Source organism: Pectobacterium fontis, assembly GCF_000803215.1.
Classification (GTDB): Bacteria; Pseudomonadota; Gammaproteobacteria; order Enterobacterales; family Enterobacteriaceae; genus Pectobacterium; species Pectobacterium fontis.
In genome coordinates, this window is record NZ_JSXC01000045.1 from 1 (window position 1) to 25892 (window position 25892).

The 25892-nt window shown below is 48.5% G+C and carries 24 protein-coding genes and 2 tRNA genes; 17 read left to right on the forward strand and 9 right to left on the reverse strand.

Going from position 1 to position 25892, the window contains the following annotated elements; translation table 11 throughout:
• Positions 1 to 79: 79 nt before the first annotated feature.
• Complete coding sequence (locus tag OI69_RS16250) at positions 80 to 949, reverse strand: alpha/beta hydrolase (RefSeq protein ID WP_235319707.1); 870 nt, start codon at positions 947 to 949, stop codon at positions 80 to 82.
• A gap of 267 nt (positions 950 to 1216) precedes the next feature.
• On the opposite strand from OI69_RS16250, the gene OI69_RS16255 reads away from it, so the two are divergent.
• Positions 1217 to 1292, forward strand: a tRNA-Ala gene (locus tag OI69_RS16255).
• Positions 1293 to 1339: 47 nt separating this feature from the next.
• A tRNA-Ala gene (locus OI69_RS16260) sits at positions 1340 to 1415 on the forward strand.
• 143 nt (positions 1416 to 1558) lie between these two features.
• Here the strand turns inward: OI69_RS16260 and ung are convergent.
• Positions 1559 to 2245: a uracil-DNA glycosylase gene (gene ung / locus OI69_RS16265; protein ID WP_039352740.1), complete on the reverse strand. Its 687-nt coding sequence runs from the start codon at positions 2243 to 2245 to the stop codon at positions 1559 to 1561.
• Between the two features lie 375 nt (positions 2246 to 2620).
• Between ung and grcA the strand changes: the two genes are divergently transcribed.
• Entirely contained in the window at positions 2621 to 3004 is a 384-nt protein-coding gene (grcA, locus tag OI69_RS16270) for an autonomous glycyl radical cofactor GrcA (RefSeq protein WP_039352742.1), read from the forward strand.
• 84 nt (positions 3005 to 3088) lie between these two features.
• Here grcA and srmB read toward each other — a convergent pair whose 3' ends face one another.
• Entirely contained in the window at positions 3089 to 4414 is a 1326-nt protein-coding gene (srmB, locus tag OI69_RS16275) for an ATP-dependent RNA helicase SrmB (RefSeq protein ID WP_039352744.1), read from the reverse strand.
• 135 nt (positions 4415 to 4549) lie between these two features.
• Between srmB and trmN the strand changes: the two genes are divergently transcribed.
• Entirely contained in the window at positions 4550 to 5296 is a 747-nt protein-coding gene (gene trmN / locus OI69_RS16280) for a tRNA(1)(Val) (adenine(37)-N(6))-methyltransferase TrmN (RefSeq protein ID WP_039352882.1), read from the forward strand.
• A gap of 65 nt (positions 5297 to 5361) precedes the next feature.
• Here trmN and nadB read toward each other — a convergent pair whose 3' ends face one another.
• On the reverse strand, positions 5362 to 6963 hold the full coding sequence (gene nadB, locus OI69_RS16285) for an L-aspartate oxidase (RefSeq protein WP_039352745.1): 1602 nt from the start codon (positions 6961 to 6963) through the stop codon (positions 5362 to 5364).
• A gap of 351 nt (positions 6964 to 7314) precedes the next feature.
• Here nadB and rpoE point away from each other — a divergent pair, with 351 nt between their 5' ends.
• From rpoE to rseC, 4 genes are read left to right on the forward strand one after another with little or no spacing between them, the layout of a single operon-like run.
• Positions 7315 to 7890: an RNA polymerase sigma factor RpoE gene (gene rpoE, locus OI69_RS16290; protein ID WP_039352749.1), complete on the forward strand. Its 576-nt coding sequence runs from the start codon at positions 7315 to 7317 to the stop codon at positions 7888 to 7890.
• A 58-nt stretch (positions 7891 to 7948) separates the two neighbouring features.
• The gene (rseA, locus tag OI69_RS16295) at positions 7949 to 8596 is read left to right on the forward strand and encodes an anti-sigma-E factor RseA (protein WP_039352752.1); all 648 of its coding nucleotides are present in this window, start codon (positions 7949 to 7951) and stop codon (positions 8594 to 8596) included.
• Positions 8596 to 9558 carry a sigma-E factor regulatory protein RseB gene (gene rseB, locus OI69_RS16300; RefSeq protein WP_039352755.1) on the forward strand — a complete coding sequence of 321 codons (963 nt, stop codon included), beginning with the start codon at positions 8596 to 8598 and terminating at the stop codon, positions 9556 to 9558. Before rseA ends, rseB begins: the two co-directional genes overlap by 1 nt.
• Positions 9555 to 10007, forward strand: coding sequence for a SoxR-reducing system protein RseC (gene rseC / locus OI69_RS16305; RefSeq protein WP_039352758.1), 453 nt, complete (start codon positions 9555 to 9557; stop codon positions 10005 to 10007). The genes rseB and rseC overlap by 4 nt, the downstream gene beginning before the upstream one ends.
• A gap of 92 nt (positions 10008 to 10099) precedes the next feature.
• Here rseC and OI69_RS16310 read toward each other — a convergent pair whose 3' ends face one another.
• The gene (locus OI69_RS16310; protein WP_039352760.1) at positions 10100 to 10312 is read right to left on the reverse strand and encodes a hypothetical protein; all 213 of its coding nucleotides are present in this window, start codon (positions 10310 to 10312) and stop codon (positions 10100 to 10102) included.
• On the opposite strand from OI69_RS16310, the gene lepA reads away from it, so the two are divergent.
• The 7 genes from lepA (at position 10304) to acpS (ending at position 16874) form a co-directional block, all read left to right on the forward strand.
• Positions 10304 to 12103, forward strand: coding sequence for a translation elongation factor 4 (lepA, locus tag OI69_RS16315; RefSeq protein WP_039352763.1), 1800 nt, complete (start codon positions 10304 to 10306; stop codon positions 12101 to 12103). The two genes, OI69_RS16310 and lepA, sit on opposite strands and share 9 nt — an antisense overlap.
• A gap of 16 nt (positions 12104 to 12119) precedes the next feature.
• Positions 12120 to 13076, forward strand: coding sequence for a signal peptidase I (gene lepB, locus OI69_RS16320; protein WP_039352766.1), 957 nt, complete (start codon positions 12120 to 12122; stop codon positions 13074 to 13076).
• Between the two features lie 274 nt (positions 13077 to 13350).
• Entirely contained in the window at positions 13351 to 14031 is a 681-nt protein-coding gene (gene rnc, locus OI69_RS16325) for a ribonuclease III (RefSeq protein WP_039352769.1), read from the forward strand.
• The gene (gene era / locus OI69_RS16330; RefSeq protein ID WP_039352772.1) at positions 14028 to 14933 is read left to right on the forward strand and encodes a GTPase Era; all 906 of its coding nucleotides are present in this window, start codon (positions 14028 to 14030) and stop codon (positions 14931 to 14933) included. The genes rnc and era overlap by 4 nt, the downstream gene beginning before the upstream one ends.
• Positions 14934 to 14944: 11 nt before the next feature.
• Positions 14945 to 15682: a DNA repair protein RecO gene (gene recO / locus OI69_RS16335; protein ID WP_039352775.1), complete on the forward strand. Its 738-nt coding sequence runs from the start codon at positions 14945 to 14947 to the stop codon at positions 15680 to 15682.
• Positions 15683 to 15762: 80 nt separating this feature from the next.
• On the forward strand, positions 15763 to 16494 hold the full coding sequence (gene pdxJ / locus OI69_RS16340; RefSeq protein ID WP_039352777.1) for a pyridoxine 5'-phosphate synthase: 732 nt from the start codon (positions 15763 to 15765) through the stop codon (positions 16492 to 16494).
• Entirely contained in the window at positions 16494 to 16874 is a 381-nt protein-coding gene (acpS, locus tag OI69_RS16345) for a holo-ACP synthase (protein WP_039352779.1), read from the forward strand. Before pdxJ ends, acpS begins: the two co-directional genes overlap by 1 nt.
• A gap of 18 nt (positions 16875 to 16892) precedes the next feature.
• Here acpS and OI69_RS16350 read toward each other — a convergent pair whose 3' ends face one another.
• Complete coding sequence (locus OI69_RS16350; RefSeq protein ID WP_005973589.1) at positions 16893 to 17153, reverse strand: YfhL family 4Fe-4S dicluster ferredoxin; 261 nt, start codon at positions 17151 to 17153, stop codon at positions 16893 to 16895.
• 418 nt (positions 17154 to 17571) lie between these two features.
• Between OI69_RS16350 and pdeH the strand changes: the two genes are divergently transcribed.
• Both pdeH and OI69_RS16365 read left to right on the forward strand, forming a co-directional pair.
• Positions 17572 to 18363: a cyclic-guanylate-specific phosphodiesterase gene (pdeH, locus tag OI69_RS16355; protein WP_072034313.1), complete on the forward strand. Its 792-nt coding sequence runs from the start codon at positions 17572 to 17574 to the stop codon at positions 18361 to 18363.
• A 787-nt stretch (positions 18364 to 19150) separates the two neighbouring features.
• A complete protein-coding gene (locus OI69_RS16365) occupies positions 19151 to 20665 on the forward strand; it encodes a sensor domain-containing protein (protein WP_039352783.1) in 1515 nt (504 codons plus the stop codon).
• A 41-nt stretch (positions 20666 to 20706) separates the two neighbouring features.
• On the opposite strand, the gene OI69_RS16370 is transcribed toward OI69_RS16365, so the two are convergent.
• The 3 genes from OI69_RS16370 to OI69_RS16380 all read right to left on the reverse strand — a co-directional run bounded on the left by OI69_RS16370 (position 20707) and on the right by OI69_RS16380 (position 25724).
• On the reverse strand, positions 20707 to 22068 hold the full coding sequence (locus tag OI69_RS16370; protein ID WP_039352785.1) for an HlyD family type I secretion periplasmic adaptor subunit: 1362 nt from the start codon (positions 22066 to 22068) through the stop codon (positions 20707 to 20709).
• Positions 22055 to 24289, reverse strand: coding sequence for a type I secretion system permease/ATPase (locus OI69_RS16375; protein WP_039352788.1), 2235 nt, complete (start codon positions 24287 to 24289; stop codon positions 22055 to 22057). The genes OI69_RS16370 and OI69_RS16375 overlap by 14 nt, the downstream gene beginning before the upstream one ends.
• Positions 24290 to 24368: 79 nt before the next feature.
• Positions 24369 to 25724 carry a TolC family outer membrane protein gene (locus OI69_RS16380; RefSeq protein ID WP_039352790.1) on the reverse strand — a complete coding sequence of 452 codons (1356 nt, stop codon included), beginning with the start codon at positions 25722 to 25724 and terminating at the stop codon, positions 24369 to 24371.
• Positions 25725 to 25892: the final 168 nt, after the last annotated feature.

Sequence of the window (25892 nt, forward strand, 5' to 3'; positions counted from 1 at the left end):
TCGCCCCCGGTATCTCGATCTTTAAACGATCGGCGTTACGGCAAAAATGTCGGGGTTTCTTTATGATACGGCATAAAGCTTATTGACCGGCAATAGTAACCGCTTTACCGATGGCATCGGGGATCACGTCGCCGTGTCCTTTGCCGGGGAACAGAATAAAGTCAGCATTGGCACCTTGTTCGTTCAGGTTAGCCACCAGCGTTTTTGCTCTTTCCACCATTTTTCTTTGGCTGAGCCGTTCCGCTCGTTTTTCATCAACGGGTTTGCCTGCCTGCGCTGTGACCGGATCATCCTCATTTTCCCCTGCCGTGACGGTAATTGATTGCGGTAAGGTCGTGAGCAGCGGCGTTCTGGCTGGAATCACGACGCCATTGCCCCACCAGATCGATGGGCTGGCGGCCACATAGCGCTGGAAAGCCTCGGTATGGTTAAAAAGCGTATAGAGTGTAAACAGGCCGCCGAAAGAGTGCCCGGCCAGCGTCTGCTTTTGCTTATCGACGGAGTAATGCGCTTCAACCCAGGGTTTTACCGTGGAGTGCAAGAATTGATAAAAGGCCTCAGCTTCGCCACCGGCGGAAAAATCCGGGTCGGTGATGGTGGTCGGCGGCGTGTAATCACGGGTTCTGGCGGGCACATCGTAAGGTTTATCGATTGGATAACCGATGGCGACAATCAGCGGTGCGGCACCATTTTTCGTGTTATAGCGGTTTACCGCAACAGGAAATTGGGCATTGCCGTCAAGCATATACAGTACCGGATAGCCCCCTTCAGGAGTAGGCTGGCGTGGAAGCGCGATGAAAAGCCGATAGGCATGTTGCGCATCGCTTTTCATGTCAATCTGTTTGATCTCGAATTGGGCTTTTGCCTCTTCGGTAATGTCAGGAATGGTTGGCTGCGCCCGAGCGGGCAAAATGCCAGACGTAGATACCATCAGAGAAAATACAATCATAGAAAAATAGCGCATGTGATGGGGGCTTATAATTGTAAGCGGAAGCATAATGTGAAGTGATGATAATAAATCGCGTTATCGTTGGCAGCTATTTATTGTGCTTATGACGAGATGATAGCGAAATTGTCGTCTGTTTTTCCTCGCCTTTGGCGTCTTTTTCAGCGGTTAATCGGATAACCGGATTTAGCCGTTGACACTGTTAATTGGGTTTCATATTATGCGACCCGTTCGCACAGTACTTGCCTTCACGGTAATGCTGGATGATACGGGGCTATAGCTCAGCTGGGAGAGCGCTTGCATGGCATGCAAGAGGTCAGCGGTTCGATCCCGCTTAGCTCCACCAAACACTCCCTCTGTTTGGTTAGTTATCACGAACATTCCACACATTGTGGGGCTATAGCTCAGCTGGGAGAGCGCTTGCATGGCATGCAAGAGGTCAGCGGTTCGATCCCGCTTAGCTCCACCAAATCATCGTATTACCTCTTCTTTTTCTCAATATTTATTCGTGTTCAACCAACGTTTTCGTTTGCTCATACCCTTGTAAGTGATTTTTCATCAATGATGATTGTGGCTGCCTTCGTGCTTTGAAAGCAACCAAACCGTTGCCGCTTAGGCCTCTTCCGGGAGTCTTGGTGTCCAGTCTATTGGCGATAGCCCTTGCTGTTCGAGCAGTTGATTGGCCTGCGAGAAATGTTTACAGCCCAAAAAACCACGGTGTGCAGACAGCGGGGAAGGGTGCGGCGATTTCAGAATATGATGACGCCGTTGATCAATGATGTTGCCTTTTTTCTGTGCATGCGACCCCCACAGAAGGAAGATCAGACCTTCGCGCTGTTCATTTAACGCCGCAATGACGCGGTCAGTAAAGGTTTCCCAGCCCAGATTGGCGTGCGAATGAGCCTGTCCGGCTTCAACGGTTAATACCGTATTGAGCAGCAAAACGCCTTGCTCCGCCCAGCTTTGCAGGAAACCGTGTCGTGGAATTTCAAATCCTGGGATGTCGCTCGCCAATTCTTTATAAATATTGGCCAGAGAAGGCGGGGCAGGTACGCCGGGACGTACAGAGAATGACAGCCCATGCGCTTGATTCGGGCCGTGATAGGGGTCTTGCCCTAGAATGACGACTTTGACCTGATGAAGCTCGGTAAAACGGAAAGCGTTGAACACATCTTTTTGCGGAGGATAGATCGTCTTACCTGCCGCTCGTTCTTTCCCAACGAATTCAAGGGTATTAATAAAATAAGGCTGCTGCTTTTCTTGTGCCAGCACGTCATGCCAGGTGAGAGAGGTCGCCATCATGCACTCTTTTTTTACAGGTTGAAGGGTGTTGTGGGTAGCTTACCGATCTATCGTGCCGAGGTAAAACCGTAACCGTCGTTCTCTGGGTGAAAACGGTTTTTTCGAAAAAAAATTGAAAATATATAAAAATATTTGTAATTCGCGGTGTTGGTAAAATTGATATAAAACAATAAATTGCCTTCTGGTGTTCGAGTTAGGGGGCTTTGAAATTGATTTAAGTCAAGGATATCTGGTGATCAGACTGGTATATAAGAGAGCAGATATCAATGGTTTTATACGATCGTGACAAAATCTGGCAGTTTTTTGCCGATAGCGATTTTGCCTACATTAGTTTTAATTAAGACAATAACACGCCGTTTTACGGAGGCAATTATGGTTACTGGTATTCAAATCACCAAGGCTAACGACAGCGCGCTGATCAATTCTTTCTGGTTGCTGGACGAAGAGAAATCACAGGCGCGTTGCGTATGTGCTAAATCAGGTTATAGCGAAGATCAAATCGTTCCTATGAGCGATCTGGGGCAGATCGAATATCGTGAAATTCCGCTGGAAATCAAACCTGAAGTACGTGTAGAAGGCGGTCAGCACCTGAACGTGAACGTCCTGCGCCGTGAAACGCTGGAAGATGCCGTTCAGCATCCAGAGAAATATCCGCAACTGACCATCCGCGTATCTGGCTATGCTGTGCGTTTCAATTCACTGACGCCAGAACAGCAGCGCGACGTTATCGCTCGTACTTTCACCGAAAGTCTGTAAGCTATTGTCTGAGCATTAACAGAAAGGGAGCCGAGGCTCCCTTTTTTACATCTCTGTCTTATATAGCATTTTATATCGATAGTCTTATTCGCCAGACGGTTCGTCGGTTTTCTGCGTAGGCTGACGACGTTTACCGATATTTTTGCTATCGCGGTGGCGAATTTTCACCTTAACTTTTTCTTTTTCCTTCTCTTTTTTCTCTTTCCGCTGAGCGAGCACTTTTTTCGATGGTTTACCCGTGGTTTTGGCGCTTGGTGCTTTGGTCGTGGGGCGGAGTTCCTCAATGACGCGTGGTTTTAACGGTTCATTCAGGTAGCGGCTGATTTTTCCCAGCAGCAGATGGTCGTGCGCTTCGACAAAAGAGATAGCGCAGCCTTTACGACCCGCGCGGCCGGTACGACCAATGCGGTGCAGATAGGTATCCGCTGTGAGCGGTAAATCGAAGTTAAAGACGTGGCTGACATCGTTAATATCAATACCACGCGCTGCGATATCCGTTGCCACCAGTACGTTAACACGCCCGTCGCTCAGACGTTTGATCGCCTCATTACGTTTGGCTTGCACCATTTCGCCTTCGAGATAGCAGGAGTTAATGCCCGCTTCACGTAGCCAGGCCACCAGTTCATGAACTCGCTCACGCTTGCGCACAAAGATGATAGAACGCGTCACATCCGGCTGTTTTAACTGGTGGCAGAGCAGTGCGGTTTTGTGTTTAACATCATCGGCACGGTAATACCATTGCAGAATTTTTTTGCGTTCCCGACGTGATGGATCGGATTCGATTTCAACAGGATCGTTGAGCAGGCGCTCGGCGAAATCCTTGATCGCATCCCCTTCCAGCGTCGCAGAAAACAGCAGCGTTTGTTTGCGCCAGCGTGTTTCTCCGGCGATGTGTTCAATATCCTGAGCGAAGCCCATATCCAGCATTCTGTCTGCTTCATCCAGAATCAGCGTTTCTACCGCGCGGCAATCAAAGTTTTCTTCTTTAATGTATTGCAGCAAACGGCCGGTTGTCGCGACGACGACATCCTGATTTTCACTGAAGACTTCAGCATGGTTCATGTAGGCCACACCACCTGTGATCGTGGCGACATCGAGGTGCGTATGTGCGGCAAAGGCTCGTGCCTGATCGGCTACCTGCATGGCGAGTTCACGGGTTGGCGTGAGGATCAGAATACGAGGAGGACCTGATTTTTTACGAGGAAAATCGATAAGATGCTGCAAAACCGGCAGCAGATAGGCAGCGGTTTTACCTGTACCTGTCGGCGCGGAACCCAGTACGTCGCGGCCTTCCATCGCCGGAGGAATTGCAGCAGCCTGGATCGCGGTCGGGCGTTCGTAGCCCATGTCACGCAGGGCGTCTAACAGGCTTTCATCAAGATCAAGCTCGGAAAAATTGGTTACAGTCATGGTCTACCTCTGTTTGGGGCGCCGATTATAGACGGATTGGCCGATTTCTTCACCTGTTTAAGCAGGCATCGGCACTTTTCCTGCATTGATGTTTCACCTATGCTACTGCGGTTTGCATTTGGAATCTTAATTTTCATGAATCATCAAGCTGATAATAAACTGACATTGCGTCGGGATGGTTTTACCTTCAAGCAATGCTTTGTGGCACACGATCGCTGCGCCATGAAGGTGGGAACGGACGGCATCTTGCTGGGAGCCTGGGCACCCGTATCCTCAGCCACGCGAATTCTGGATATCGGCAGTGGTTCTGGCCTGCTCGCGTTGATGCTCGCGCAACGTTCCGCACCGCATGTTCAGATTGATGCCGTCGAACTGGATAGTGCCGCCAGTCAGCAGGCGCAGGAAAACATTGCCGCCTCGCCATGGGCTGACAGAATCACGGTCTATGCTGACGATATTATGCGTTTTGCGCAGACGCGAGCCGCTGACTATTCATTGATTGTTAGTAATCCACCGTATTTTCCGCCGGGGCTCGCCTGTGGGTCGACTCAACGTGAGCAGGCGCGTTACACCACTTTGTTAACGCATGAAGCGCTGTTGCGCTGTGCGCATCAACTGCTGATGCCTGAGGGACTGTTTTGCGTGGTGCTCCCCGTTCAGATTGCGGAGAACTTTATTCCGCTGGCACAGCAGCATAACTGGCACGTTCATCAGCAGCTTTGTGTATCGGAACAAGCAGATAAACCTGCACATCGTGTTTTGCTGGCGCTATCGCGGCAGGAAAGGGAATGCGTGCATGCTTCATTGGTCATTCGTGATGACGAAAGACGTTATTCGGCGGATTTCCAACAACTGACAAAAGCGTTTTATCTCTTTATGTAGGGGCAGACGCCTTATCGCGGCGTCTGCCTTTTCAAGTTAACTGTCTTTTGTGAATTACCGCTGAACTACGGCACCAGAATGGTGGGGGTTGGTGCGTCGAACTGTTCTGGATAGTCCAGCGTATAATGCAGCCCGCGGCTTTCTTTTCTTTCCAGCGCACAGCGAACGATGAGTTCAGCGACCTGCACCAGATTACGCAGTTCCAGCAAATTGTTGGAAATACGGAAGTGAGTATAGTACTCGTTGATTTCCTGCTGAAGCAGATGGATGCGGCGTTGCGCACGCTCCAACCGCTTGGTGGTTCGCACGATGCCAACGTAATCCCACATAAACAGGCGTAGCTCGTGCCAGTTATGCTGGATCACTACCTGTTCGTCGGAGTTGTCGACCTGGCTTTCATCCCAATCTGGCAATTTTTTCACCGCTTTGATTTGCGGCAAGCGCTGTAAAATATCCTCGGCGGCTGACCAGCCGTAAACCAGACACTCCAACAGTGAGTTAGATGCCATGCGGTTTGCGCCGTGTAATCCGGTATAGCTGACTTCACCAATCGCATACAGGCCGTCAAGATCGGTACGACCATGCTGATCGACCAACACGCCTCCGCAGGTGTAGTGCGCCGCAGGGACGATAGGTATCGGCTCGCGCGTCAGATCGATACCGAGAGACTGTAGCTTTTCATCGATGGTGGGGAAGTGCTGTTTAATAAACGCTTCGGGTTTGTGACTGATGTCCAGATACATACAGTCTGCGCCAAGCCGTTTCATCTCATGGTCAATTGCACGCGCGACCACATCACGCGGTGCCAGTTCGCCTCTGGCATCGAAATCGGGCATAAAGCGCGTGCCGTCAGGACGCTTAAGGTAGGCACCTTCACCGCGCAACGCTTCCGTTAGCAGGAAATTTCGCGCCTGCGGATGGAACAGACAGGTCGGGTGAAACTGATTGAACTCCAGATTTGCGACGCGGCAACCTGCACGCCAGGCCATGGCGATACCGTCACCGGAGGAAATATCGGGATTCGTGGTGTATTGATACACTTTGGATGCGCCGCCGGTCGCCAGCACCACCGTTTTTGCCCGGCAGGATTCTACGCGTTCCCGCTCACGGTTCCAGATGTAAGCACCAATAATGCGGCGTGTACCAGGCAAACCGAGTTTATTTGAGGTAATTAAATCGACGGCGTTGCAGCGTTCCATAATCCGAATATTTGGATGGGCACGCGCTTTCTGCACCAGCGTATTTTCCACTTCTTTTCCGGTCGCATCTGCCGCGTGCAGAATTCGACGATGGCTATGCCCGCCTTCGCGCGTGAGATGGTAACGTTCTTCACCATTGGTGCTGGTTTCGGTATCGAATAGCACGCCTTGTTCGATCAGCCATTGCACGCAGTGTTTGGCATTGCTGGCGATAAACTCAACGGCTTCCCGTTCGCACAGGCCATCACCCGCGATCAGCGTATCTTCAATATGGGAGTCAATCGTGTCGGTTTCATCGAAAACAGCCGCGATGCCACCTTGAGCATAAAACGTTGCACCTTCGTTGAGCGGGCCTTTGCTTAATACCGTCACATTGGCCTGAGAAGCCAGGCGTAGCGCCAGTGAAAGCCCGGCAGCACCGCTACCAATGATTAAAACATCACAGACGTATTCAGTGGTCGTTTGCATGGTCGTATCGTGGATGTAAAAAAGAAGAGGAATTCCGATGGTAGCATCCAACGGTGTGATTGCTGTATCGGTTTTTCGCCTTATAAATAAGCGTATACCAGAACATGGTGAATCGTGCGAAGGCCTCGGATTTATCGTATCATCCACGAAAGTGCGTAGCGCCTCAGATGAAGAGAATGCGTCATGATATGCATCGCAAAGACGAGTCACGACGCTAAGCAAAAGAAAAACGATGGCCTGGAACTTTATTGGATGTCTTGGTTCTAATGAGGAGCTTGCTCTAAATATGACTTACATAGCTGGCAGTACTATTTTACGTGTGGAGAACGGTTTGAGTAGAGATTACCTCGGATGAGCGAGCAACTGACAGATCAGGTTCTGGTCGAGCGAGTCCAAAAAGGCGATCAAAAATCGTTTAACTTGTTGGTCGTTCGCTATCAGCATAAGGTCGCGAGCCTGGTATCACGGTATGTTCCACAAGGGGACGTGCCGGACGTGGTACAGGAATCGTTTATTAAAGCCTATCGCGCGTTAGAGTCATTCCGCGGCGATAGTGCGTTCTATACGTGGCTGTATCGTATTGCTGTGAATACGGCCAAGAATTATCTGGTAGCTCAGGGCCGCCGCCCGCCTTCCAGCGACATTGATGCCAATGACGCAGAAAACTATGAAAATGCGGGCGCACTGAAAGAAATATCGAACCCTGAGAATTTAATGTTGTCAGAGGAATTACGAAGTATAGTTTTCCGCACGATTGAGTCTTTACCGGAAGATTTACGTTTAGCGATTACGCTGCGGGAATTGGACGGTTTAAGCTATGAAGAGATTGCTGCGATTATGGACTGTCCCGTCGGCACCGTTCGTTCTCGTATTTTCCGGGCGCGGGAAGCTATTGATAATAAAGTACAACCGCTTATTCAGCGTTAGCGAGCATTTTTAGCTATCGCATGATTAATGATGGATTTGACAAGGTAAGGGTGTCGGTATGCAGAAAGAGAAACTTTCCGCTTTAATGGATGGCGAAGCAGTAGATTCCGAACTGTTAGGCGTATTGTCGCGGGATGATGCGTTGCAGCAAAGTTGGCAAAGTTATCATCTAATTCGTGATGCATTGCGTGGGGATGTCTGTGAAAATGTGATTCATCTCGATATCGCCTCTCGTGTTGCCGCTGCCATCGAAAAAGAGCCGGTTCGTCTGGTTCCGCAAGCGCAGCCTGAATCTCAGCCACAACCTGCCGAGTGGGCGAAGATGCCGTTCTGGCACAAAATCCGTCCGTGGGCTAGCCAATTGACGCAAATCGGCGTTGCCGCATGTGTGTCTTTAGCGGTGATTGTCGGCGTACAAAATTACCAGCAGGGCAATGTATCAGAACATGTTGCTGAATCCGGCGTGTTCAGTACCTTACCGGCGATGGGCACCGCTTCCCCTGTGAGCCTGGGCGTGCCGTCAGAAAATGTGGTGCCTCATAATGGTCAACAGAAATCCGATATGCAGCGTAACCGCCTTAACGCTATTTTGCAGGACTATGAATTACAGCGTCGGCTGCATGCCGAACATGCGTTGCCGCAGGACGATCAGCAAGCAGCGATTCAGGTTCCTGGCACTCAATCATTAGGAACACCGTCCCGGTAATGAAGCGTGTCTGGTTCGCCGCCTGTTTCCTGATTGGCAGTCTGTTTTATTCTACGCTCGCCCCGGCTCAGAATGCTGAACCGGGTACGTTGTTGCAGCAGATGAATAGCGCGGTTCGTTCTCTGAATTACGAAATTTCGTTTATCAACATTACCCTGCAAGGGTTTGAGTCGGTACGATATCGTCATGCTGTGGTCAACAACCGTTCCTTGGCGCAACTGCTATTTATGGACGGGCCACGACGCGAGATCGTACAGCGTGGTGATGAAATCAGTTACTTTGATCCTGGTTTTGAACCGTTTACGCTTTCCAGCGATCATATCGTTGACTCTCTTCCCTCTTTGGTCTTCGCTGATTTCCAAAAATTATCGTCCTATTATGACTTTATTCCCGCCGATGGACGGGTGCGTATTGCCGATCGTCTGGCGTCAGGCGTTCGGATCATCTCACGAGATGGCACCCGTTACAGCTACATGGTGTGGATTGACGCAGAATCGAAACTTCCATTACGTATCGATTTACAGGATCGCAATGGCGATAAACGACTGGAGCAATTCTTAACGACATCGCTGATTGTTGACGACGATGTGGTTAACGTGATGCGTCTGCTGGAAGGGATCAAACTTCCCCCTGTTTTATCGACGCCTGCTGTCGAAAAAGGTGATTTTACCTGGGAGCCGGAATGGTTGCCTGCCGGGATGACAGCGCTGTCACACGACAAAAGAGTCTTGCCTGGTTCGTCTATTCCTATCGAAACACGTTTGTACAGCGATGGTTTGTTCAGCTTTTCGATTAACATTAGCCCGTCTTCTGGCGTGAGTGAAGAGCAGTCTCTGCTAACCGGGCGGCGCTCCATCCACACGGTGATGAAAGGTAATCGCGAAATTACCGTTGTTGGCGATATCCCGCCTTCTACGGCTAAGCGTGTGGCTGACAGTATCCTTTTCAAGGCGCAACCATGATCAAAGAGTGGGCGACGGTAGTGTCATGGCAGGATGGTATCGCAGAGCTGCGATGTGAACCGAGTGCGGGGTGCGGCAGTTGCAAATCCCGTTCGTCGTGTGGAACTGGCTTATTAAGTCAGCTTGGGCTTTCTGCTGACAATACGCTGCGTGTCGCTTACGATCGGCCTTTAGAGGTTGGACAAAAAGTGGAGTTGGGGATTTCTGAGGGGCGGTTATTGCTTTCCGCCGCACTGGTTTACGTTGTTCCGCTGGTTGGCCTGCTGTTTGGAGCCGCGCTATTCCAAACGTTACTTGGCAGCGATTTGGCTGCTGTAAGCGGCGCGTTGTTGGGTGGTGGATTGGCGTTTATCGGCGTGAAGCGTTGGGCAAAGCGGTTAGGTAAGAATAAGCGTTATGAGCCTGTTATCTTGCAAATTGCACTACCGGGTACTCTGTTACAAAATTGACCTGTCCACCCTGGCGTAAACGGCGCACGGTGCGGAAACATGGCTTACTCGTTTGTTATCTTTCGACACGATGTTTGTCACGTCATGACACTTTACTTCCTGCTTTTCTCTTGTTGTTCTGCTATTCCAAATAAAACCGTCATAATCAAGGGGAATGCACCGGACATGACTAGGTTTTCACGCTTCTCGCATGTAGAATGCTGCGATTCAGGTGGAATAACATCGCTGCTGTTTTCACCTATGCGCATGCCCATCGGCAAGAATTTCAGGAATATCAAGGTAGAAAAATTTTTATAATGAAGCATATACGAAATTTCTCCATTATTGCCCATATCGACCACGGTAAATCGACGTTATCTGACCGTATTATCCAGATTTGTGGCGGGTTAACCGAACGTGAAATGGCTGCGCAGGTTCTGGACTCCATGGATCTGGAACGTGAACGCGGAATAACGATTAAAGCGCAAAGCGTGACGCTGGATTATAAAACGCAGGACGGCCAAACCTACCAGTTAAACTTCATTGATACCCCTGGGCATGTTGACTTCTCTTATGAAGTTTCCCGCTCGCTTGCCGCCTGTGAAGGCGCATTGCTCGTCGTTGATGCCGGGCAAGGGGTTGAAGCGCAAACGCTGGCGAACTGTTACACCGCGTTGGATATGAATCTGGAAGTGGTGCCGGTTCTGAATAAAATTGACCTGCCCGCTGCTGACCCGGATCGTGTTGCTCAGGAAATTGAAGACATCGTCGGTATTGATGCTACCGACGCCGTGCGTTGCTCCGCGAAAACGGGGATTGGCGTGCCAGATGTTTTAGAGCGTCTGGTTCGTGATATTCCGCCGCCGGAAGGCAGCCCTGATGAACCGCTACAGGCGCTGATTATCGACTCCTGGTTTGATAACTATCTTGGCGTTGTGTCCTTGGTGCGTATCAAAAACGGTACGATGCGCAAAGGCGACAAAATTAAGGTGATGAGTACGGGCCAGGTGTATAACGCTGACCGCCTGGGTATTTTCACCCCGAAACAGATCGACCGCGATGTATTGAACTGTGGCGAAGTTGGCTGGTTGGTGTGTGCTATCAAAGATATTTTGGGGGCACCGGTCGGGGATACGCTAACGCTGGCGCGTCAGCCGGCTGAAAAAGCGCTGCCGGGCTTCAAAAAAGTCAAACCTCAGGTCTATGCTGGCCTATTCCCAATCAGTTCTGATGACTATGAAGCATTCCGCGATGCATTAGGTAAGCTAAGCCTCAATGATGCCTCGCTGTTCTATGAGCCAGAAAGCTCTACCGCGCTGGGCTTCGGTTTCCGCTGTGGCTTCCTGGGGCTGCTGCACATGGAGATCATTCAGGAACGTCTGGAGCGTGAGTACGATCTGGAACTGATCACCACGGCACCGACGGTAGTGTATGAAGTAGAAACGACGGCTAAAGAAACCATCTATGTGGATAGCCCGTCTAAACTGCCGCCGCTGAATAACATTCAGGAACTGCGTGAACCGATCGCCGAGTGTCACATGCTGATGCCTCAGGAATATTTGGGCAACGTGATTACGCTTTGTATTGAGAAGCGCGGTGTGCAGACGAACATGGTGTACCACGGTAATCAGGTTGCGTTGACGTATGAGATCCCGATGGCCGAAGTGGTACTCGATTTCTTTGATCGCCTGAAATCAACGTCTCGTGGTTATGCATCGCTGGATTACAGCTTCAAACGCTTCCAGGCATCGGACATGGTGCGCGTTGATGTATTAATCAACAACGAGCGTGTCGATGCATTAGCTCTCATTACTCACCGTGATAATTCACAATACCGTGGCCGTGAATTTGTCGAAAAGATGAAAGAACTGATCCCACGTCAGCAGTTTGATATCGCGATTCAGGCCGCCATTGGTAACCACATTATTGCGCGCTCTACCGTTAAGCAGTTGCGCAAAAACGTATTAGCCAAGTGTTATGGTGGCGACGTCAGCCGTAAGAAGAAACTGTTGCAGAAACAGAAGGACGGTAAGAAACGTATGAAACAGGTCGGTAACGTCGAGCTACCGCAAGAAGCGTTTCTGGCAATTTTACACGTCGGCAAAGACAGTAAATAAATTCTGAGGAGTTGGCATGGCCAATATGTTTGCCGTAATTTTGGCATTGGTGACGCTGGTCACGGGGATTGTCTGGTGTTTAGAGCGTTTTATTTGGGCACCTGCACGCCGGAAAAAATTTGCTGCCATGAGTGGTGCTGATGGCGCGGTTTCAGCAAAAGCCGTTGCACAACCCGGTTGGATCGAGACGATTGCGTCCGTGTTCCCGGTCGTGGCGTTGGTATTGGTTGTGCGTTCCTTCATCTATGAACCGTTTCAAATTCCATCAGGTTCAATGATGCCGACGCTGTTGATCGGTGATTTTATTCTGGTGGAAAAATTTGCCTATGGCATTAAAGAACCTTTCACGCAGAAAACGCTGATTGAAACAGGACACCCAAAGCGGGGTGACGTGGTGGTGTTTAAATACCCGTCCGATCCTAAAGTAGATTTCATCAAACGCGTCGTGGGTGTACCGGGCGATCGCGTTAGTTATAACCCGATAACCAAGCAGGTAACGATTCGTCCATCCTGCCAGGGACAGCAGGCGTGTGACACCGCGCTGGCGGTCACATACAGTAATGTACAGCCTAGCGATTTCGTTCAGACCTTCAATCAGCCGGGACTGGAATCGCGCAGCGGATTTTATGAGGTGCCTGCTAATGACAACAGCGTGGAAGGGATCCGTATGGGCGCACGCAAAGAGTCATTAGGCAATGTGACGCATAATATTCTGTTAGTGCCGGGCCAGCAGGATCAGCTTGGTGGTTATTACCAGCAATCGCAGCAGCAGCTTGCGACGTGGGTTGTCCCAGCAGGGCACTACTTCATGATGGGTGATAACCGCGACAACAGTCTCGATAGTCGCTATTGGGGCTTTGTACCGGAGAGAAATCTGGTTGGTAAAGCCACCGCTATCTGGATGAGCTTCGAGAAGCAGGAAGGTGAATGGCCTACAGGCGTCCGTTTGAGCCGCATTGGTGGTATTCACTAAGCGAAATGAGATACAGGCAGCATTCTGCTGCTGTCCGTTGTAGAATATTTTCTGCAACGTTATTTTTGAAAGAACGTGCCCTAAAAATGCGAGTTACAGGATAACACGTTAGCGTGTGAACAACGCTAACGTCCGTGTAATGCGAAGTATGACGGGGATAAAGGCAGGCTCCCTGATGGGAGCCAATGCAAACGAAACAGTTTTGACCGAATTGGTAAGCAGGGCTGTTCCGTATGCTGCTGTTTTTGACGCATCGTTGATCTATTGGTAACACATGAATCCCATCCTGATAAATCGTTTACAAAGAAAGCTGGGCTATACTTTTCAGCAGTACGAGCTTTTGTTACAGGCATTGACCCATCGTAGTGCCAGCAGCAAACATAATGAAAGGCTCGAGTTTCTGGGTGATTCCATCCTGAGTTTTGTCATCGCCAATGCGTTGTATCACCGTTTCCCCAAGGTGGATGAAGGGGATATGAGCCGGATGCGGGCGACGCTGGTGCGGGGGAATACGCTAGCGGAGATCGCGCGTGAATTCGAACTGGGGGAGTGCTTGCGCCTCGGCCCTGGTGAATTAAAAAGCGGCGGTTTTCGCCGTGAATCGATCCTGGCTGATACGGTTGAAGCGCTGATTGGCGGTATTTTCCTCGACAGTGACATTCAGACCATCGAGCGTTTGATCCTGAACTGGTATCAAACGCGCTTGGATGAAATCAGTCCCGGCGATAAGCAAAAAGATCCGAAAACGCGGTTACAGGAGTTTCTGCAAGGGCGTCACTTACCTCTGCCAACCTATCTGGTGGTGCAGGTTCGTGGAGAAGCACATGACCAGGAATTTACGATCCACTGTCAGGTAAGCGGCTTTAGTGAGTCAGTCGTTGGCACAGGATCGAGCCGTCGTAAAGCTGAACAGGCTGCGGCTGAACAAGCGTTGAAAAAACTGGAGCTTGAATGAGCGAAATACAGACACACTGCGGTTTTATCGCGATTGTAGGTCGACCTAACGTTGGTAAATCGACGTTATTAAATCAATTACTGGGGCAGAAGATCTCTATTACGTCACGTAAGCCCCAGACGACGCGGCACCGTATCATGGGCATCCATACTGAAGGGGCTTATCAGGCCATTTACGTGGATACACCGGGGTTGCATATTGAAGAGAAACGGGCGATTAACCGCCTGATGAACCGTGCTGCCAGCAGTTCAATCGGTGACGTTGAGCTGATCATTTTCGTTGTTGAAGGTACGCACTGGAACGACGACGACGAAATGGTAGTGAATAAGCTGCGCGATCAGAAACTTCCTGTGCTGTTGGCGATCAATAAAGTTGATAACGTCACGGATAAAACCAAACTGCTGCCGCACATTCAGTTCCTTAGCCAACAGATGGATTTCCTTGATGTGGTTCCGATCTCTGCGGAGAAAGGCACAAATGTCGATACGATTGCCAGCATTGTGCGTAAGCACTTACCTCAGGCAACGCATCACTTCCCGGAAGATTACATTACCGATCGTTCACAGCGTTTCATGGCATCGGAAATTATCCGTGAAAAACTGATGCGCTTCTTGGGTGAAGAATTGCCGTATTCCGTCACGGTTGAAATCGAACGTTTCGTCACTAACGAACGCGGCGGTTATGACATCAACGGCCTGATTCTGGTTGAGCGTGAAGGCCAGAAGAAGATGGTTATTGGTAACAAGGGTGCGAAAATTAAAACCATTGGTATTGAGTCTCGTCAGGATATGGAAGAGATGTTCGAGGCCAAAGTGCACCTTGAGCTGTGGGTTAAAGTGAAATCCGGTTGGGCAGATGACGAACGTGCCCTGCGTAGCCTGGGTTATAGCGAAGATTTGTAAGGTTCACGCCGATGGAAGGCTGGCAGCGCGCATTTGTCTTGCATGGGCGACCTTATAGCGAAACCAGTTTATTGCTGGATCTGTTTAGCGAAAGCGATGGTCGGGTTCGTGTGCTTGCCAAAGGCGCACGCGCTCGTCGCTCTAGCCTGAAAGGCTGTTTACAGCCTTTCACTCCGCTGCTGGTGCGCTGGAGCGGGCGGGGAGAAGTGAAAACCTTACGCAGCGCCGAGCCTGTTTCTCTGGCGTTGCCACTGACTGGCACGATGCTTTATAGCGGTTTGTACGTTAACGAACTGCTGGCCCGCGTGTTGGAGCATGAAACCAATTATTCCGCGCTTTTCTTCGATTATCTCCACTGTTTGCAGCATCTTGCTGCACAAAATACGTCTCCTGAACCAGCATTAAGACGCTTTGAATTAGCGTTACTGGGCTATCTGGGGTACGGCGTTGATTTTCTGCATTGTGCTGGCAGCGGTGAGCCTGTGGCGGATACCATGACCTATCAGTATCGAGAGGAACGGGGGTTTATTGCCAGTCTGGTTGTCGATAATAAAAGTTTTACGGGTCATGAATTGCATTCACTGGCGTCGCGTGAATTTCCTGACGCTGGCACACTGAAGGCCGCGAAGCGTTTCACCCGTATCGCGTTAAAGCCGTATCTGGGGGGAAAACCGCTGAAAAGCCGTGAATTGTTTCGCCAGTTCGTTCCTGCTGCTAATTTGTCCAAACCCACACCTTCTGATAAATAATCCCTTTTCGTCAGTACCCTGACGCTGTGACATCGGTGTAAACTGCCATGCTCCGTGCATAACTTTACCGAGGATTTATCATGGCTGAATTGTTGCTTGGCGTTAACATCGATCACATTGCAACGCTGCGTAATGCGCGTGGAACGGCGTATCCCGATCCCGTTCAGGCGGCTTTTGTCGCTGAACAGGCGGGGGCAGATGGCATTACGGTGCACTTGCGTGAAGATCGTCGGCATATTACCGATCGTGATGTGCGGATCCTGAGAGAAACGCTCGAAACCCGCATGAATCTGGAAATGGCGGTTACAGAAGAAATGCTAAACATCGCCTGTGAGGTGAAGCCGCATTTTTGCTGTCTGGTTCCGGAAAAACGCCAGGAAGTGACGACAGAGGGCGGGCTGGATGTCGCAGGGCAGCAGGAGAAAATCGATAACGCCGTCGCCAGACTCAGCCAGGCTAACATCCTGGTTTCGCTCTTTATTGATGCGGATAAACGGCAAATTGACGCTGCGGTTGCCAGCGGTGCGCCCTATATCGAAATTCATACGGGGGCCTATGCCGATGCGCCAGATGATGAAACCCGTCAGCATGAGTTCGAACGCATTCGTGATGCGGCGACTTACGCTGCGGCGAAAGGGCTGAAAGTCAATGCCGGGCACGGTTTGACGTACCATAACGTGCAGCCGATTGCGACGCTGCCGGAAATGCATGAATTAAATATCGGACATGCGATTATCGGACGTGCGGTCATGAGCGGGCTGAAAGATGCCGTTGCTGAAATGAAGCGTTTGATGCAAGAAGCGCGTCGCTGATGGCGATTCTTGGGCTTGGAACGGATATTGTCGAAATTGGCCGTATTGAAGCGGTTATTGAACGCTCAGGCGAGCGGTTCGCTCGCCGCATTCTAACGGATGCTGAATGGGCGCACTATCAGCGGCATCAACAGCCTGCCCGTTTCCTCGCTAAGCGCTTTGCCGTGAAAGAGGCGGCGGCAAAAGCGTTCGGTACGGGGATGCGCAATGGACTAGCGTTCAACCAGTTTGAGGTTTCTAACGACGAGTTGGGTAAACCTTGCCTGCACTTTCTGGCTATGGCGGCAGACCTGGCCAAACAGATGGGCGTCAGACATGTACATGTGACGCTGGCTGATGAAAGACGCTATGCCTGTGCGACGGTAATTATCGAAAGCTGACCCTTCGTCAATAGATTCTCAAATCCTGTCGGCATGGTGCATGAGCACATATTTTTCCCACAGTTGCTCATTCCCTTCAATATGGTTTGGATCCTTAACGATCGTATTGTCGATCGGACAAACTTTTTGACACGTCGGTGTGTCATAGTGACCCACGCACTCCGTGCAGAGAGTGGTATCAATTTCATAAATGTCCATGCCCATAGAAATGGCCTGATTCGGGCACTCGGGCTCACACATGTCACAGTTGATGCATTTATGGGTAATGAGTAACGCCATGATCTTCTTCTACCTTACAAACAGGTTGCAGATTATACCCGTTGAGGCTCTTTTAGACACGCGTAACTATCATTGATGCAGAATACACTCGTGAGTTGGTGAGCTTTTGCGAGCCACCAGCATGGAATCTATTGGCTGCATAAATAGTTAGGTTACAGGGTAAAATTACCATCTGTTCGTTAAATTGCTTTTATATGTATGCTTTAGACTGTATGAATTAGTTAGTGCGACTGTGTTTCTTGGATTTTAATTTATTGATTTACAATTTAAATAAATTTAGTTGTGATATTGAACCACTTATTTTTGTAATATCGATGGATACCGATTTAGTCAGTATTACCGATTAAGTTTGCATCTGGTGAGTGAGTGATGATGCATGTCCTTATGATATTCGTTTATAACTAATTGTGTCAGTTTAATGGCGGAACTCATGGTGCAGCAGGAAGGTGATCTTAATCAGATTGGGGCGGGGCTTTTCCAACCGGTCAGCGTGGAACCACTAGACGCTGATTATTGGCACCAATGCCAACGGCGGTATACTTTTCAGCCTATTTACCGAACATCAGGTAAATTAATGGCTATTGAGCTGTTGACTTCCGTTTTTTCTCCAACTCTGCCGCAAAAATTCCTCTCTCCTGAAAAGTACTTCGCGAATATTGATGTTGAAACTCGTCTTTTTATTATTGTAGAACAACTGCAACTTTTATCTGATTGGAGTTTTCGCTTTACTCGCGACGATATTTTGGCCTCCGTCAACATTGATGGTATGACGTTGCTGGCGTTGCAAAATAATCTGGAAGCCAAGCGGTTGATTGCAGCCATGCCTTGGATTCGTTTTGAAATGGTCGAAAATCAGGGAGGGTTACCAAAAGAGGTATTAACCAAACTTCCTGAGGCGCAAACTTTGTGGTTGGATGATTTTGGCTGTGGTATGGCTAATTTTTCATCACTTATGTTGGCCCAGTATGATTGCATTAAAGTGGCTCGTGAACTCTTTATTCTCTTGCAACAAAGCGCAGAAGGTCGGGGCGTTTTTCCTGCACTGATCGCTTTGCTATCGCGTTTTTGCAATTATGTAGTGATTGAGGGAATTGAAACACAGGAAGAGTGGGCGATTGTGCAGGCATCACATGCTTGTGCTGCTCAGGGGTATTATCTCTCGCGTCCCCAACCGTTTGAGGGTTTTGAGGCACTGAAACTCGAACTATAGTTGATACTCTGTTGTTTTAGTCTATCTCTTGTCCCACAGGGCACCGCTGTACGTCTTTTTTTCCCCTCCTGTTTCATATCAATCCATTATATTTACTAATGTATCATGTTCGTATAAAAAACTGCTCTTTCAAATTGCTTTCTTTTTATTCTAAGTGGCAAATTATCATGCTGGTTTTGTTTTTATTTTGTTATTTAATTCTTTTTTATTTGTTATTGCGGTTTTTAATATCAAAAAGGCGAAAGAAGGAAGCGCTGTAAATCTTGCATCAATTTATCATATATATAACCAAGCGATTGTGTTAATGATTTTATTTTTTTTGTTTAATTATTTGATTTTTAATGGTAAAAAAATATAATGTTTACTGCTGACGATCGAAAATCATTTTGTGATAGGTTTTTTTGATTAAAACAATGATACCTATTGGTATAATTGATTTGCTTACAAAAAATTGATGTTCAAAATATGTCGCTATGTACCTTTAGGAATATTCTTTTATTCCATTAGATAAGCTTATACGTCGGAACGTTATTACTATTAAATTAAGATACTCTTTTGAATTTGTTGTTTTTATCTGCACACAGCCATATGCGAGGCCTTTATGCTGACGTTGCTATGTTTCTGAATACTCCTGCTTCATGGAGCGTTTTTTCTTTCATCTTTTCTGCTCTCCGGAAATGCATCAGTCCCAAAAATTTATGGGGTGGGGGCTTGTTACTGAGATCTTTCATCATCAGCGTTGTGATTCGCACGATCAGGACCACCCGGGCCTGAGGAGAGTGTTATTGTGTATGAAATTATAATAACCATGCTGTTGCTATTGTTGTTGTTTTCTTCTGTTAAAAATAGAAAAATTAAACAAAAGTTTAAAACAGAGCAGAAAAAACAAGATTTTCTCAACATGACTTTCTTTGCGATGGAATATAGTCCAGCTTCAATTATGATCGCAGATGAAAATTGTGAAATTATTTACGTCAATCGTCAGTTTATTACTATGTCTGGCTATATGCCGGATGAGGTTATTGGCAAAAAAACGAATATATTAAACTCTGGCATGACCAGTGCAAGCGTCTATGAAGATCTATGGGATACCATAAATAAAGGTGATGTTTGGAGTGGAGAGTTTGTTAATCGGCGAAAAGATGGACAACTGTATTGGGAAAAGGCCAATATTGTTAAAATATATAATAAAGCCAGCAATACAGCTCAATACGTTGGCATTAAGTTAGATATTACAGAACGGAAGTCACAGGAACATCATGATAATTCCTACAACCGTGCTCTGGATCTGTTATCAAGCGGTGCACCGCTGAAAGATATTCTGGATGCTATCATTTTCAGTGTTGAGGAAAAAAATCCAGGTCGCATTGTCTGTTCTGTGTTGCTAGTCGATAAAGACAAAAAATGCCTAACGCTGGGATCCGCACCGAGTCTGCCGGGCTTCTATAAAAATGCCATTCATAATGTGAAAATTGCCGATGGTGTTGCTTCTTTTGGTACGGCAGCTTATACCGGAAAACGTGTAATCGCTGACGATATTTCTATACATCCGCATTGGTCACTCTATAAAGGGCTCGCGTTATATGCCGGCCTGCGTTCCTGCTGGTCTGAACCTATTATTGGTCAGAATAAAGAAATATTAGGTGTGTTAAGCATTTACCACCGCAAAGTGCATACGCCAACCGAAGAGGAAATCTTCTCTATCGAGAAATCGGCACAGCTAATTTCTATCGCCATAGAGCGATATCATGCTATTGATATGCTACGGCGTAGCGAGGAACACTACCGGCAGTTAGCACACTATGACTCATTGACATCATTGGCGAATGGCTTAACTTTCGCTGAGCAAATGGAGCAGGCGATTCTGTTATCCAAACAAACAGGCAGAAAAATCGCGCTAATGTTCCTGGACCTCGACAAATTTAAACAGATAAACGATTCGTTCGGACATGCGGTGGGCGATTTGCTTTTAAAAGAAGCGGCGGCACGTATGCGTAGCGCGGTTCGGGATTCAGATACGGTGTATCGCCGTAGCGGCGATGAATTTATTATTCTGCTTCAAGGTATTAAAGAGATTGATAATACGCTTTATGTGGCGGATAAAATACATAACGCATTGAACAAACCTTTTGAGATCGATGGAAAAACGCTGGATATATCATGCAGTATCGGCATTGCGTTGTACCCTGAACACGGTTCCGATTCTCTGACACTGGCAATTAATGCCGATTCTGCCATGTACCAGGCGAAAGCCATGGGGCGAAGTCAAACACAGATTTATCACAATATGAACGATCACTGATAAATGAAATAGAAAAAGGTGCTCTGTTGAGCATCTTTTTATTATCGTTCTCGTAGCGCTTCTGCTCTCGCTCGAATAATAGGCTTTAACAAGTAACTGAGGATCGTTTTCTTCCCTGTTATTATATCAACAGAGGCGATCATGCCCGGAATGATGAGAAGGGGTTTATCGGCTGAACCTAAATAATTCTTATCAGTTCGTAAACGAATAATATAAAAGCTGTTCCCTTCTTTATCTGTTACCGTATCTGGGCTGATTTGCTCCAGCCGACCTTTTAACCCCCCATAAATGGTGTAGTCATAGGCCGTTAATTTTATTATGGCATCCTGCCCGGGGTGCAGAAACGCAATATCCTGAGGGCGAATTTTAGCTTCTACCAATAGATTGTCATCCAACGGCACAATCTCCACCAGATCGCTACCTGGTTGAATGACTCCCCCAATGGTATTCACCAGAAGTTGTTGCACGATACCGCGTACCGGCGAGACGACCAGCGTTCGATTGACTCGATCTTCGAGTGCTTTACCCGTAGCTTCAATTTTGTTCAGATTAGTTTGTGCTTCACTGAGTTGAGATAACGCCTCGCTTTTATAGCGACTGCGCGTTTCCTCTATTTTATTCTCACTCTCTTTAATCGCCGATTCTGCCCTGGGAATAGAGAGCTTGATAGAATCAAGCTGGCCACGGGTTTCAACTTCAGCACGGCGCAGGCGTAAAACTTCTACCTTAGAAATAGCCCCTTCCGCGATCAGCGGTTCTGACATTTTTATTTCTTGCTGAAGCAGGCCCAGACTATTGCGGAACTGAGTTTCTTTGGCTGAAAAATCAAGCAATTCCTGACGGCGCTGGATCAACTGCTCTTCCAGACCGGATATCTCATTATGGAGTTGCTGGCGGCGGCTGTTATAGAGATCTTTTTCTCCGGCGGCGATTTTAGGTGCCTGTGTCGTAATTTCTTCGGAAAGCACTAACTCCCGATCGTTGATTTCGGCATTCAGGCGTTCAATTCGCGATAGCAGCGCAAGCCGGTCGGCTTCGGTTTCACCTACGTTAGATGCAAAGCGCGTATCATCAAGGCGCAGCAAAGGGTCACCAGCATTGACGACTTGTCCCTCACGGATGAACACTTCCGTGACAATACCGCCTTCCAGGTTTTGGATTTTTTGCAATCGAGAAGAGGGAATCGCTTTACCGTCGCCGCGGGTGACTTCATCAATGTTCGCAAGCCCAGCCCACAAGATGAAAAACAGGAAAAAAGCGCCGATAGCCCACAGTGTGAAGCGAATAGAACGCGGTGAATCTTCAGTCATGGCCCGACTTACTTCCGGCATCGTTTGCAGGCTTTCTTCATCTCCGCCAACAAAATACCGTTTGATTCGTTTGCTATATTTACTGAGGCGCATTGATCTGCCCTTTCTTCAACGCGTCTACTACAATCGCTTTCGGCCCATCGGCAATAATTTTACCTTTATCGACAATGATTAAACGATCGACCAGCGCCAGCATAGAAACCCGATGAGTGACTAATAAGAGTGTTTTTTCCGCAATGACGGGAGCCAGAGCTTTCTTTAGGCGATCTTCGCTGGTGTTATCCATCGAACTGGTGGGTTCATCGAGCACCAGGATCGGTGGATCGAGCAATAGCGCCCTGGCTATCGCGACAGCCTGACGCTGCCCGCCTGAGAGTTGTTGGCCGCGTTCGCCAACCTGAAGGTTGTAGCCATCAGGATGCAGGCGGGCAAACTCGTTTACCCCGGAAATTTCTGCTGCTCGCAACATGGCTTCGTCTTCGACATAGCGTGCGCCACTGATAAGGTTATTACGCAGCGAGCCGCTGAATAGCTGAATATCCTGTGGAACATAGCCGATATTATGGCGTAAATCACTGACATCCAACTGACGCGCATCGACACCGTCGATTAGAATATTGCCGGTATTGGGCTGATAGAGATTGACGATCAGTTTTTGCAGTGAGCTTTTTCCTGAGCCACTACGGCCAATGATGCCCACCTTCTCACCGGGGGCGATAGTCAGGCTGATGTTTTGCAGCGAGTAGGTTTTCTGTTCCGGGTAATTGAACGTCACATCACGAAATTCGATACCGCCCCGGATACTTTCACGCTTCAGCGGGCGTTCGTTATCGCTACGTTCTTGTGGCAGTTGCATCATCTGTTCGGTGGTTTGCATCGTCAACCGTGCTTGCTGGTAACGGCTGACCAGGCCAGACAACTGGCCCAAAGGCATGAGCGCTCTGCCATTCAACATATAACAGGCGATCAATCCTCCCATACTGAGTTTGCCGTTAATCAGCATATAGACGCCGACGACAATCATGACAACACCGGCAAATTGCTGGAACCACTGCGTCAGATTGACCGCCAGTGAAGATAACGCTTTTGCCCGCATTTCCAGCTTGCTCAGGCTGCCAATTGTCTGTTCCCACTGGTGCTGCCGTTCACTTTCCGCATTATTGACTTTTATGGCGTCCAGACAGCTTAGGGTTTCGATCAACGTCGCCTGCCGTTCACTGGCAAGATGCATCGTTTTCTCAATCGTCGCAGACAGCGGTTTTTGTATTGCCCAACTTGCCAACAGGGCGATAGGGTAGGCCAGTATGGAAACCCAGACCAGCGGGCCGCCGATGATGCCAATAACCAACAGCAGAAGCAGCGTAAAAGGAAAATCGATCAGCGTGGTGAGCGTTAGTGAAGACAGGAAATCTCTGAGAGACTGAAATTCATGAATGTTCTGTGCGAAGCTACCGACCCTTGGTGGCCGAGCTTTCATCGACATACCGGTAATGCGTTCAAATAGCGTGGCAGAAATAATCAGATCGGTTTTTTTACCCGCCATATCGAGGCAAATGCCGCGCAGCGTTTTGAGTATCAAATCGAAAACAAAGGCGCCGGTAACGCCGATAGCCAGCACCCATAATGTTGAGGTGGCCTGATTAGGCACCACTCTGTCATAAACATTCATCACGAATAGCGGTGTGACAAGGGCGATAATGTTCACGAGCAAACTCGCGAGGATGGCATCGAGATAAAGCGAACGTGAAAGCTTAAGCGTATCTTTGAACCAGGATTTGGTCCGAGGAATCAGAGACGGATTTTGCACATCGAACTGATGACGAGGCTGGGCGAACATCACCAAGCCAAGATAATTCTGTTGCAGCGTATTATGCTCAACGGAAATTTCCCCGCCTTCGGTTTCACTGGGCATCAGGCGTGCAGTGCCGTCAGCATTCCAGCCTAACAGGATTGCCGCTTGCCCTTCCCGTAGCAGCAGCATTGCTGGGAGTGACATCTCAGAAATTTTATTCAGAGAGCGCTTGAGCACGCGCCCTTGCAACCCTGCGCGCGCAGCGGCTCTTGGGAGCAACTTTATGGATAACCGCTGGTTGGCTAATGGTAGCCCTGCGGTGAGTGTCGTACGGCTGACGGATTTCCCCTGTAAAGCACAGAGGATCAGCAAACTATCCAATAACGGGTCATCATGACGGCTGCGAGGGTCACTATTTTCATGGAGAATGGTGTCATGAACATCGGCAGGTTCATTGATCATAGACTTATGGGCAACCAATCCATCAAAACCATCAGCCTCTTGTACTGAATGCGACTTCATTTAACTAAACGTTCCCTTACGCAACGTAATTCCCTTGCATATAAACCACAATTTATCGCCGTCTGACCAATGAAATATATTAATTAAGGCTCGGTAGTTTTGCCTGAGTCGTGACGTTGGTCAAGCTGGAACCCGCATCAGGCGCAGGGATGGCTAAGCGGTTGAGTAGCTCTCCCATACGAGAGGTTATCCGGTATTCGTTATAGAGGGAAATGAAGCGAACCTCGACCAGACGGCGTTGTGCGGTGAGCAACTCATTTTCGCTGTCCAGTAGATCCAACAACGTCCTTTCTCCCAGGCCAAATTGTTTCTGATAGGCGGTACGCACTTTCATACTGCGGTCGGCATATTCGGCGGCAATCGGCAGTTGTTGACGTGAGTTACTCAACGCTGACCAGGCTAACCTGACTTCTTCGCTTAGCAGGCGGAGGGTATTATTTCGGACATCCTGCGCTTCTTTTACCTGATAAGCTTTTGATTCCATATTGGCTTTGCTACCACCGCCTTCATACAGGTTGTAGCGCATCCGTAGCATCGCCTGCCACTCATTGTTTTGGCCGCGTGAGCCATCAACGTTGTTATTCATTGTACGAGATAGCTCAACGTTGACACGCGGGTAAAACGTTGATTTTGAAGCTTCATATTGCTGTTGCGTGGCTTCAATATCGGACTCTGCGGATTTAAGCGCGGGGCTGTTAGCCAGCATGATACGCTGCGCTTCCTCCAACGTGGCGGGGAGTGTGAGTGCAGAAGTATCAGGCATTACCAAATTCTCTGGTGCTTTCCCGACAACGCTTATGTAGTTGATTTTTGCATCGTCCAGATTGGTTTTTTCCGTCAGCACGTTGTTACGAGCTTGTGCAAGACGGGCTTCAGCCTGATCCAGATCGGCTAATCGCCCGACACCCTGTTCGCTACGCAGCCTTATTTGATCGTAAATACGCTCATGGCTAACAAGATTGGCTTCTGCCAGACGGACAAACTCCTGACGTTGCAGCACATTGAGATATACCTGAACGGTATCTAACGCTGTCGCCTCGCTGGTATTCAGGACTTTATAGGCGCGTGAATTCACGGTAGCTCGTTGCCTACCCACTTCGCTGGAGGTGGCAAAACCATCAAACACCGTCTGGTTCAGATTAATGCTCGATTCCTGGCGACTGAGTTCAACGCGTTTATTGATGCTGGCGCGCGTTGAAGGGCTATCCGTTTCTTCACGACCAACACCCGCACTCAACGTAATGGAAGGGAGATAGCCGCTTTTTGCCGCACGCAAATCGTGTTCAGAAGAAAGACGGCTATTAATAGATGCACTGACTTCGGGGTGTGTGTAGAGCGTGCTTTTTATTGCTTCCTGAATTGTCTCAGCGGGCACCGCAGTGGGGAGCGCAGTAGTAATAAAAGGCAATAAAGCAAAACGGTATCTACGCATCATCAGTCGTTGTCCTTCACAAAAACTTTATTTTTGTGATTATTCCCATTAAAACGTTCGAGTGTTATAGAAGCACACAACGGGCTGGTTTTATTTAAATTGTTTAATATCAGTCTGTTGGGTTGTTTTTTAGCAAGCGTAATGTGAGAAAAATAAGTGTTGCTTTAAAGT

Coding starts and splice junctions, on each gene's coding strand:
- OI69_RS16250 (WP_235319707.1), bottom strand. CDS start 949: ATGATTGTATTTTCTCTGATGGTATCTACGTCTGGCATTTTGCCCGCT.
- ung (WP_039352740.1), bottom strand. CDS start 2,245: ATGGCGACCTCTCTCACCTGGCATGACGTGCTGGCACAAGAAAAGCAG.
- grcA (WP_039352742.1), top strand. CDS start 2,621: ATGGTTACTGGTATTCAAATCACCAAGGCTAACGACAGCGCGCTGATC.
- srmB (WP_039352744.1), bottom strand. CDS start 4,414: ATGACTGTAACCAATTTTTCCGAGCTTGATCTTGATGAAAGCCTGTTA.
- trmN (WP_039352882.1), top strand. CDS start 4,550: ATGAATCATCAAGCTGATAATAAACTGACATTGCGTCGGGATGGTTTT.
- nadB (WP_039352745.1), bottom strand. CDS start 6,963: ATGCAAACGACCACTGAATACGTCTGTGATGTTTTAATCATTGGTAGC.
- rpoE (WP_039352749.1), top strand. CDS start 7,315: ATGAGCGAGCAACTGACAGATCAGGTTCTGGTCGAGCGAGTCCAAAAA.
- rseA (WP_039352752.1), top strand. CDS start 7,949: ATGCAGAAAGAGAAACTTTCCGCTTTAATGGATGGCGAAGCAGTAGAT.
- rseB (WP_039352755.1), top strand. CDS start 8,596: ATGAAGCGTGTCTGGTTCGCCGCCTGTTTCCTGATTGGCAGTCTGTTT.
- rseC (WP_039352758.1), top strand. CDS start 9,555: ATGATCAAAGAGTGGGCGACGGTAGTGTCATGGCAGGATGGTATCGCA.
- lepA (WP_039352763.1), top strand. CDS start 10,304: ATGAAGCATATACGAAATTTCTCCATTATTGCCCATATCGACCACGGT.
- OI69_RS16310 (WP_039352760.1), bottom strand. CDS start 10,312: ATGCTTCATTATAAAAATTTTTCTACCTTGATATTCCTGAAATTCTTG.
- lepB (WP_039352766.1), top strand. CDS start 12,120: ATGGCCAATATGTTTGCCGTAATTTTGGCATTGGTGACGCTGGTCACG.
- rnc (WP_039352769.1), top strand. CDS start 13,351: ATGAATCCCATCCTGATAAATCGTTTACAAAGAAAGCTGGGCTATACT.
- era (WP_039352772.1), top strand. CDS start 14,028: ATGAGCGAAATACAGACACACTGCGGTTTTATCGCGATTGTAGGTCGA.
- recO (WP_039352775.1), top strand. CDS start 14,945: ATGGAAGGCTGGCAGCGCGCATTTGTCTTGCATGGGCGACCTTATAGC.
- pdxJ (WP_039352777.1), top strand. CDS start 15,763: ATGGCTGAATTGTTGCTTGGCGTTAACATCGATCACATTGCAACGCTG.
- acpS (WP_039352779.1), top strand. CDS start 16,494: ATGGCGATTCTTGGGCTTGGAACGGATATTGTCGAAATTGGCCGTATT.
- OI69_RS16350 (WP_005973589.1), bottom strand. CDS start 17,153: ATGGCGTTACTCATTACCCATAAATGCATCAACTGTGACATGTGTGAG.
- pdeH (WP_072034313.1), top strand. CDS start 17,572: ATGGCGGAACTCATGGTGCAGCAGGAAGGTGATCTTAATCAGATTGGG.
- OI69_RS16370 (WP_039352785.1), bottom strand. CDS start 22,068: ATGCGCCTCAGTAAATATAGCAAACGAATCAAACGGTATTTTGTTGGC.
- OI69_RS16375 (WP_039352788.1), bottom strand. CDS start 24,289: ATGAAGTCGCATTCAGTACAAGAGGCTGATGGTTTTGATGGATTGGTT.
- OI69_RS16380 (WP_039352790.1), bottom strand. CDS start 25,724: ATGATGCGTAGATACCGTTTTGCTTTATTGCCTTTTATTACTACTGCG.